Source organism: Zobellia roscoffensis (assembly GCF_015330165.1).
GTDB classification, from domain to species: domain Bacteria; phylum Bacteroidota; class Bacteroidia; order Flavobacteriales; family Flavobacteriaceae; genus Zobellia; species Zobellia roscoffensis.
On sequence record NZ_JADDXT010000002.1, the window covers coordinates 4,967,652 to 4,977,861 of the forward strand.

7 protein-coding genes and 1 rRNA gene are annotated in these 10,210 nt (G+C 37.1%); 3 read left to right on the forward strand and 5 right to left on the reverse strand.

Annotated features, from left to right (window positions below; translation table 11 throughout):
* Window positions 1-223 precede the first annotated feature (223 nt).
* From IWC72_RS20175 to IWC72_RS20185, 3 genes are read left to right on the forward strand one after another with little or no spacing between them, the layout of a single operon-like run.
* Window positions 224-1,240: a LacI family DNA-binding transcriptional regulator gene (locus tag IWC72_RS20175; RefSeq protein ID WP_194531047.1), complete on the forward strand. Its 1,017-nt coding sequence runs from the start codon at window positions 224-226 to the stop codon at window positions 1,238-1,240.
* A 16-nt stretch (window positions 1,241-1,256) separates the two neighbouring features.
* The gene (locus tag IWC72_RS20180; protein ID WP_194528016.1) at window positions 1,257-2,171 is read left to right on the forward strand and encodes a ThuA domain-containing protein; all 915 of its coding nucleotides are present in this window, start codon (window positions 1,257-1,259) and stop codon (window positions 2,169-2,171) included.
* Between the two features lie 36 nt (window positions 2,172-2,207).
* Window positions 2,208-3,023 (forward strand): DUF6503 family protein, encoded by an 816-nt coding sequence (locus IWC72_RS20185; RefSeq protein ID WP_194531048.1) that lies wholly within the window; start codon window positions 2,208-2,210, stop codon window positions 3,021-3,023.
* Between the two features lie 8 nt (window positions 3,024-3,031).
* Here the strand turns inward: IWC72_RS20185 and IWC72_RS20190 are convergent, their stop codons facing one another.
* The 5 genes from IWC72_RS20190 to rrf all read right to left on the reverse strand — a co-directional run.
* Entirely contained in the window at window positions 3,032-5,263 is a 2,232-nt protein-coding gene (locus tag IWC72_RS20190) for a DUF7133 domain-containing protein (RefSeq protein ID WP_194531049.1), read from the reverse strand.
* Window positions 5,264-5,309: 46 nt separating this feature from the next.
* A complete protein-coding gene (gene trhA / locus IWC72_RS20195) occupies window positions 5,310-5,942 on the reverse strand; it encodes a PAQR family membrane homeostasis protein TrhA (RefSeq protein ID WP_194531050.1) in 633 nt (210 codons plus the stop codon).
* Between the two features lie 34 nt (window positions 5,943-5,976).
* Complete coding sequence (locus tag IWC72_RS20200) at window positions 5,977-7,926, reverse strand: sulfocyanin-like copper-binding protein (RefSeq protein ID WP_194531051.1); 1,950 nt, start codon at window positions 7,924-7,926, stop codon at window positions 5,977-5,979.
* A 10-nt stretch (window positions 7,927-7,936) separates the two neighbouring features.
* On the reverse strand, window positions 7,937-9,823 hold the full coding sequence (locus IWC72_RS20205; RefSeq protein ID WP_194531052.1) for a family 16 glycoside hydrolase: 1,887 nt from the start codon (window positions 9,821-9,823) through the stop codon (window positions 7,937-7,939).
* Window positions 9,824-10,130: 307 nt separating this feature from the next.
* Window positions 10,131-10,210 (reverse strand): 5S ribosomal RNA (gene rrf / locus IWC72_RS20505); the annotation flags it as partial.

The following is a 10,210-nucleotide window of genomic DNA, read 5'->3' on the forward strand; positions in this document are numbered from 1 at the left end:
ATTATTTAAATCTGGTTGACTTGAAACAAAACTATAAAATATTATGAATTACGCAACCGATTGCGTAAATTAATTACGTAAAAATGGATAATTATTCATTTCTACTAACCAAAACAGAACCAAATCCATTAAATTTAAATCTAAAAATGTAATAAATTAGAAATTAGGCTTGTATATTTCGATTTGTTGCGTAATATTGTTGCAGTAAACTTGCACTAACCAAATGGCAAAGAAAATCACGATTTATGACCTGGCACAGAAATTAAACATCTCTCCGGCCACGGTCAGCAGAAGCTTAAATGATCATCCGGCAATTAGCCAGAAGACAAAAGACAAAGTATTATTAGTAGCCAAGGAAACAGGCTATAGAATGAACAAGTTCGCTGCAAATCTCAGCAAGCAAAAATCGAATACTATAGGAGTTATAGTCCCTAAGTTGAATTCTAACTTTATGTCTACGGTTTTATCCGGTATTGAAAAGATTGCAAATGATGTTGGGTACAACCTTATTATTAGCCAATCTTTAGAATCTGAAGAAAAGGAAAAACTTAATGCAAAAACCCTTTTTGACAGTGGTGTGGATGCTCTTCTTGTTTCACTGGCTTACGAAACTGAAAACTTTGATCATTTCACCACGTATACGGACAGAAAAATTCCTCTTCTATTCTTTGACAGGGTCTGTGATCTCCCCAACTGTCCTACTATTTCTATAGATAACCATGCCGCAGGTTTTGACGCTACGCAGCATTTGATTCAGCAGGGCTGTAGAAATATAGTTCATATAAGCGGTAGTCTAAAACGTAATGTATATGCAGATAGGTTTGACGGATATCAAAGGGCGCTGCACAAAAATGGTATAGAATTTCACAAAGAGAACCTATACGAAAGTGACCTTAGCATAGAGAATGTACAGAAATTTGTTGAGCGCATCAGAGACTCCAAACATAAGGTAGATGGTATTTTTGTATCGAACGATACATTTGCGGTACACTGTATAAAAGAATTGAAAAAGGAAGGATACAAAATTCCTGAGGACATAAAAATTATCGGGTTTAACAATGACCCTGTTTCCGAAGTAATATCACCCAATTTAACAACTATTGAATATCCCGGTTACAAAATGGGTATTCTAGCAGGAGAGAGCATCATCAGTCATCTTAGTGGTTCTATCAACATCCAATCTGCAGACCAAATCCTCATTAAACATAAATTAATTAAAAGAGAATCTACAAGACTCTAAAACACAATTATCACCCATGAAAAAGAACATTACCATCCTATTTTTATTTGTTAGTGGTTTCATTTTTTCTCAACATATTGAAGAATTTAAAATTACAGATGAATGGCTTGCTAAAATTGAACAGTTGGCGCCTTCTGAAACTACCGTAAAAAATGTATCCAAAAAGAAAATATTAGTCTTCTCTAAAGCTACAGGGTTCGACCATTGGACCATTCCACATAATGCAGAAATGCTAAAAATACTCGGCACAAAATCGGACGCTTTTGAAATACATATTGGGTATGACATTGAGAGTTTTGAAAAAAAGAACCTAAAGAAATATGATGCAATCGTTTTTAACAACTGTAATCCATCAGGACCTAAAAGGGATTTATTTTGGGATTTACTACAAATGAATTCTAATCTTTCCGATAACAAAATAACAGCACTATCAAAACAATATGAAACGAACATCATGAATTACGTTGCTAAAGGCGGTGGATTAATGATAATGCACGGTGCCATTACGGTTCAAAACAACTCTGACGAATTTAGCAAAATGACAGGGGGCAGTTTTGATTACCACCCTAAACAACAAGAAATGCACGTTAAAGAAGTGGACCCTAAACATCCATTAGTACAAGCTTTTAAAGGGAATGGACTTACACATGTAGATGAGCCTTATTTTTTCAACAATGCCTATTTTGATTATAATTTTAGACCCTTACTTTATATTGAAATAGATAAGTTAGAAGGTATGAAAAAGGAAGTAGATGAAAAAGTTAACTATGTTTCTTGGATCAAGAGACATGGTAAAGGTCGCGTTTTTTACAGCTCACCTTCTCACAATGCACAGAGCTTGGACCATCCTGAACTGCTTCAGTTTTTCTTAGATGGAATGCAGTATGTGGTTGGTGATTTAGAATGTGACGATTCTCCAATAGGAAAATAGATATCATTGAAGTAGTTTTGCTTAAACATTAGAATTTTGAAAGTAAAACTCCTCTTTATATTGGTCTTATCCTTCTTTTTTTCCATTGCTTGCAAGGAAGAAAAGAAGGACTCCACCGAAACACAAACAGACATTACTCCGGTTTCAAATACGGATACTACCGAAACCATAAGTTTACTTGATCGATGCATTGCCGCACATGGCGGTATAGATGTATGGAATTCTTTTACTGCCTTGAGCTATACTGTTAATGAAAAAGGTAGAGAAGTAAAGCAACTAACGAATATAAAGGACCGTAGAGCCTACTTAAAATCAAAGGATTTTGAAGTCGGTTTTGACGGAAAAACAGCTTGGGCATTTCCAGATGCCTCCAAAATCCCAGGTAAATCAGCTTCATTTTACTACAATCTTGACTTTTATTTCATCGGGATTCCCTTTTTGCTGAAAGACCCAGGAGTAATCGCCACCGATGAAGGTAATTCTGTAGTTAATGGAAAATCATACGAGACACTAAAAATCACCTTCAGCTCGGAAATAGGCCTTACACCAGAAGATATCTATTACCTGTATATAGACCCGGAAACTTCTAGATTAGAAATTCTTACGTATTCCGTTTCATTTTTTAACAAGGAAAATGCCGGAATAAATTCTGCTAAGATATACTCAAACTACCAAGAGCTTCAAGGTGTAATGATGCCCACAAAACTAGAGAATTTTGAATGGAAAAATAATGATGTAGGTGAAAGTACCAACCACATTAGATTGATTAGTGATATTCACTTTCTAAACGAAATTTCTGATGAAACCGTTTTTGAAATACCAGAAGGAGCAATAACAGAAGAAATAAACTGATACAACAACTATTTCTTAGAATAGTCCAATAACTCTTGCTCTGTGTACTCTGCTCCACTTTCAGGCTTGGTGTTACGTAACTCCTCAATCTTATCAAGCGATAATCGTTTGGGCTCATCCGAAAAAGCATTCGTTACATATGAAATAATATCAGCTATATCTTTGTTTGAAATATCTTCGTTGCGAATAAGACCAGGCATTGCAAGGTTTAAATCATAACGTTCACCTTTAACCGTAATAGGTCCTTCAAGACCATGTAGAATAATCAGACCTAATCTTTCTGTATCCGCTACATGTTCCGACCCCATTAGAGGTGGTGCCAGCCCTTCTATACCTTGACCGTTAACACCATGACATGATGCACAAATCTCATAAAACATTTTAGCACCGCTAGTTCTTGTATCTTCTATTAACGACTTCCTTGCAAATATTGGATTGACTTTGTCTTCCTTTCTCTTTTCCTCGCTTAACGCCAGTGCTTTTAAGAGTCTTTCGTTTTTAGACTTTAAAGCGTCCGATACCGCACCTTCATCTCCTTGAACTCCACTAGCCAAAGCTTCCGTAAAAATTGGTTTTTCAGCATATTTTGAACTTAATTCCTCCATTACAGGCATAAACCGTTCCTTGTCCAAAGAAACTAAACTCCCTATAACACTACTTAAGTAAAGGTCCACAGTTACATCATTCTTTGCTAAAAGCTCAGTAACCAAGATTTCACTTTTATCAATATCAGCCTCTTTAAGAAATGGCTCAATAAGAACTAGAGCATGGGCTGTTAAGTCAGTTGTGCCATTACGGGCTACCTCGCTAAGAAAGTCATATGACAAAGCCCCTAAACCTTCTAACGCGTATAGTGCATGTAATTGAGCTAAAGGATTTTGAACATCGCCAACTAGATTTTTTAATTCATCTACAGATTCTTTTTGTTGTTGATATACCAGCGATTGTTGCGCACGATCACGAACCCATCCATTCTTATCTTTTAACAATGCAACAAGTTGCGTAGAACCTAACTTTTTAAAGTCACGAACCGGCTCATGAACTTGATTCACTTTTCTTACTTGTAATATGCGCCCAAAGTTTACAAGTGTATCCAATTTGTTCACTTCTACTTTCTTCTTCAAATATGGACTCAAATACGCGTGATGACCGATCATACCTCGGTGCATATCAGTAATATACATACTACCATCAGGACCATTATTCAAATTTACAGGCCTAAAACCTTCATCCGTAGAGGTTAAAAACTCTTTACCTTCATAAGCTTGTTTTGCAATGGTAGAGTCTCCTGTAAACGTGAGCAGGTTTCTTTTGATAAGATTACCTTCAGGAATACACACAAATACATTTTCATCATATTCTTGAGGAAAAGCCCCGCCCCTATACACCAATGGTGCACAAGCGGCTGTAGCCTTGACCAAAATACTATCTTGGTTCAAAACCCCCTTTGCATAGCCCCTATTTACAGTTGTAGCATGCACAGGATAAACCCGCTGATCGGTGGTTAACATCCTGTTTACCCCCTGTTGCGGCGTAAAGTACTTATTTCTTACCAATACATTTGGCAGAACATGATCTCCTAACAACTGTCTTGAATTATCATTAAAATAAAGTCTACCGAAATTATCATGACTTATTCCCCATTGACCTCTAAAGGTAGTTGCCTCTTTTTTCCAAACTCCGTTTACACGACGATAGCGAAAGTTAGATTTTGCATTATAAATCCAGTTATCAAGATTCATCATCAATCCGTTAGGCTGATGCTCAGGATTTCCCTCTACTGCATAAATAGAATCTACCACAACCCTATTCACCGGTTTATCATCTTTAATTTCAGTAAAATAAAGAAATGGGGGTTCTGAATACAAAAGCCCTCCGTAAACGTGAGCCAAAGCTCTTGGCATCACCAGACTGTCTAAAAATGTCTTGACATGATCTACAACGCCATCATTGTCTAAATCTTCTAAAATATCAATACTCCCGTTAGGTTTAGTCTCATCACTACCTTGCATGTCATTCATATAACCCGGCATTTGAGCCACCCAGATTCTTCCTTGATCATCAAAATCAATAGCAACAGGAGCTTTTAAATACGGTTCTGATGCAATGACATCTAATTCAAACCCTGATTCTACCTTATAACCTTCCAAAGAAATGCGAGGTTCATCATAAGAAGTATTACAATTAGACAATAAAATAATAAGGAAACCAAAAAGAATCGGGGATTTAAAATACTTCATTCTATAAGAAAACTTTATGCAAATAATTATATCGCTTAAAGATACATCAAACTATGTACAAATACATAAGAAACCAGTGACTAGTAGCACCGCCAATAACAAAAATATGCCATATAAAATGATTAAAAGGAATACGCTCCCATGCATAAAAAATAATGCCGACGGTATACAAAATACCTCCAAGAAACAACAGCCAAATACCTTGTTGAGGCACACTATTCAGAAGGTTATTGAAATCCAAAACTATGAACCACCCCATGACCACATAGAGCACTAAGGACAAGAATTCATATGTACCGGTATAAAATAATTTAAATAATGTACCCAACATGGCAATTCCCCAAATAACATAGAAAATTAGCCATCCATTTCCTTCAAACAAAGTGATAAGAGCTATGGGCGTATATGTACCCGCTATTAAAAAATAGATATTGATATGATCCGTTACTCTTAATTTATTTTTTAACCAAGGATTTGTGGTAAGGTGATATATTGCTGATACGCCTAACATAGAAATTAAGGTTACTGAATAAAGTAAAATGGAAAATGTGGCGTAAGATGTTTTATTTCCACTTTTGACAAACAGAACTATCATTCCTGCAAAAGCCAATAGCGCCCCAATTCCATGTGAGACGCTATTAAATTTTTCTTCTTTTGTGAAAACTAATCTTTCGTTCATGCAAGCAAGACTACTAGCACATTCAGGGCAACAATTACTCTACTATGAGTTTAATCCTCATGGAACCCGAATGTCCTGGAAAGGTACAAACAATCCAGTATTCACCAGCAAATTTAGGTGTATCAAAATAAATAGTTTCGTCAGTTTCTGGCTGAACAATTCCGGTGTGAACAAGAACCAAATCCGTATCTGGAACATAATTTAAATCCGCACCATCCAATCCTAAATGCAGTGCCAAATCGCCCACTTTATTTACCGACTCTTCCCCTCTTTCCGTTACAACTAAATTATGCAGCATGTCATCATTATTATTGAATGTTATGGCCACCTTAGATTTTCTTCTCAGTTTAAGTTCAGTAATATCATATTTTAACCCCGGCTTAGTACTAATCACTATTTTTTCATCAGGACCGTTTACCCACGTCAACGGCATTTCATTTACTCTTTTAGGTTGAACCAATCCATTTTTTCCTGTTTTACTTTCAATAGGAGGGGATTGTAAATTACCTCCAGGAACTTCGTTCAACGTATAATACCCAACATCATGCAAAAGCTTCTCTCCACTAGTAGCCTTTAATTCAGGTATTTTCAATTGATGTATAAAACCCAAACGCATACCATTTACTTTCAATTTTACAGAAAGGGCATCATCCGAGATATCAGCCTCCGTAACTACAGCTTTTTGCTGATCTACAATCGGACTTCCATACATATTATGATACAAATAATTAAAAGTCGTAATTTGGTAACTTGAGCTATCAGCTCCTATCTTTTTATTTATAGGCTTCGTAAACTCTAGCAGAAACCCATCAGCTTGAGCCTTCATTGTTTTAACTTCAAAGGGAATCCTTCCATTCCATTTTAACCGTTGTAATCCGAACATTTTTTTCCCTGTTGATGACCAACCTCTACTGGTCATACCTACGAACATACTGTTGTCACTCCCCCATAGCATTCTTAAAATACCAGAAGAAAATCCCTCTACAAAAGGAAAAACAGCACCTTGATAAACACCATTTACCTTTTCCATGAAAACCCGCATGATTTTACTGTGACCTTGATCACCAACAAACATCTGACCTTCAAAAGGTCCGAACTGACCTTTGGTAGTGTCATAAATCATATCTGATGTAGAGATTCCTAAAATGGTGTGCGGCAACCATATTGCCGGCGCTTTTAATTCAGGTACCTTTTTAGAGTACTCGTACAGACTGAGACCGGACTGCTCCTCAATATCCTCTTTTTTCAATTTCAAAGGCGATTTTGGGTCTCCGCTCCACACCAAACCTTCAGGGTTACCTGCAAAATCTCCTTTTTCCAAATGCGTTATACGACCAGAACCCACCCAATCTCCTTGGTTTTCAGAATAAAAAACGTCTCCTGCAGCATTAAGTACAAATCCGGAAGGTGAACGTAATCCTGTTGCTATGGGAGTCATTTCTCCGTCGGGAGTGATTTGCAACATCCAACCTCTCCATTTTACCAAACTAGCCCCATGCCCTATCCATGAAAGGTTTAACGTTACTAACATATCACCATTTTCCAAAAATTTTGGACCATAGGAGTAGTCATGATAATTACCGGATAATGGCCAAGAATAAATGGTTTTATACACATCTGCTTCACCGTCATTGTCCCTATCAGTAAGCCGTGTTAATTCCCCCCTTTGGGCGAGATAAAAACTATTGTCCTTGTAATTAAGGCCCAGTGCCTCGTGCATACCACTTGCAAATTTGGTATAATTTGGAGATTTACCATAGGGCTTATCAATTACCCAAACTTCTCCTCTTCTTGTAGAAACTCCAAGCTTGTCATCATCTGTCAAGGCTAATCCTCCAACCTCTAAAACAACGTCTTTTGGAATTGGAACGTCTATGATGTCATAAAATTGGGCTTCTTTTTTGGCCATTGCAGATTGTGCTGCAACAAATTGATAACTACTAAATAGAACTAAAAAAAATACTGTTTTATATAAAGTCTGCATGTGCTTCTTTTTACCAAATGATACTATATTCAACCTTTTGTTCACCTGTTGGAATTTTTACCAATAGCTCGTCAGTTCCATTTGATTTACGAATTATTGGAGCCAAACTATCATCTGAAAAGACAACAAAATAACTCTCATTATTAACAATATACGAACCATCTGGAAGTTTCTCTATGGCTTCTCCCGAAGCTACCTTATGCCAAATTTCACCTTCTCCACTAAAGGATATTGTTCTATTCAACTTGCGTTCATTCAAAGAGGGTTCCATCTTATCTTTGATTATTTTAGATTCTAGATTTCGGATAAATAAAGGAATACCATTCTTATCTAACTCATACCCTTCAGAAAACTGCAAACCTTCTTCCGTTACTGTATTTGGCCAATCAGAACCACCCGACGCTAAGGATGAAAATTCTGGTGTACCATGAAAAGAAACTGCAAAACCAACCGGATCTCCCAATTGTCTGATTCCTCTAGCATGCCACATTTGAGTAGCGTCTAAAAAATCTCCACTCCAGACTTCAAGTAAACAACCCGAAGCTAAATCATATGCATAGTTTATTTTCTGTGGGGTACCCACAGAGATACAATGCGTTCGCTTCTCATCACTATGCATTAAAAAACTACGTTGCATCACAGCTTTATCCGTAGGTTCTACCATTATCTTTCTATTCAGAGCACCTTGTTTCTCATTAAGAGAACTAGCCGCATGTAGTGCCTGTTTTTCCACACCAGGCCCTTCTACATATAGACTAAACCCTATTACCCATGGATTATGCTTGTTATAAATAAGCCTAAAAGGAACTTCTCCTTTTGATAATGATACTTTAGCTAAACCAAGAGTATCCACTATAAAATTGCCATCACGATTAACTACTGTATCATTATTTATCATAAGTAGGCCACCTGCTTGGTTCAATCTAAAATCAAATAGGTAATCACCGCTAACAGGAACTAATAATTTACCTCGATAATCTAGTATTCTAGTAACTTTATCTCCTTCTGCCATGGTAGCGGATATAGTATCTGTAGTTATCTCCCTAATTGGAGTTAAGGTATCTACATTTGGCAATTTATCAACTTTACTCTTAAACTCTTTCATTTTCAAATCAACAAATGACAACCTAGGGTTTCCGTAAAGTTTATAGGAGAAGTTTTTAAACGCTACGGCACCATGGTCACCTTGTATCATCAATGGCGCTTTTACCACTTCATCATTAGTAATAGCCGCACGTGTAGGGCCAGAAACTTGAACATTTTCATGGATAAGTACCCCGTTCAAGCGGACTTCCGCAAATTCGGCATCTTTGACCTTTTGGCCCGACGCATCAAATTGCGGCGCATGGAAAACGACCTTAACGTGTTGCCATAATCCTGGCGCTTTTGCCGCATTCATACTTGGAGCAGTACCTTCATAGCCCTCACTCCCTTTCTCCTTGCTGGCATCCCATCGTTGGTAAATACCTCCCATATCGGAGAAAGTAGCTTCTTCCACCTTCCAACTATCAAAAAGTTGTACCTCATAGCGACCTTGAAAATATAGTCCTGAATTAGAACCCTTCGGCATCATCACATCAACTTCAAGTTCTATATCACCGTGTTCAAAGTTGGTGAAGATATGATCTTTGTACTCGCTATCGGGAATATTCACCAATACCCCGGAACCATCAGAAACCGTGATTTGTTTATCCTTTAAACGGTCTACATATACATCGCCCCCGATGCTCCAATTACTTGACGTTTTTTTAAAATCGTCAAAATCATTGAGCGATATACATTCAAAAGGAAGCGAAATTTCTTGCGGCGCTGATTCTGCCACTTCTACTTTCCTTTCCTTTTCTGTGCAGGAATACAACAATGCACTTAAAATAAAGATTGGTACAGTTCTTTTCATGGGTATGGTATGAAATCAAAAAATAAATTACTGGATAGTTTTTTAAAGTATTTTCATTAGTGGGTTCATGTAGTATTCTAGCAAAAACTACACGAAGCTAAAAATACAAAAGTGTAAGAATCACACCTAATATTAACTTACTATTCAGCAATAATTATCAATAAATGGCAAATTTTTAACGCAAATGATGCAAGATACAGTACAACAGAATGCTGTTTTGTAGAGAATGCTAAGGGGATGTATTATGAAGTTGGATTGTCTCCAAAAAAAAAGGTCCCGATCAGAATGAACTGATCGGGACCTCGAAGTAAGGCGGCTTCCTACTCTCCCACCTATTGGCAGTACCATCGGCGCTGACGGGCTTAACTTCCCTGTTCGGAATGGAAA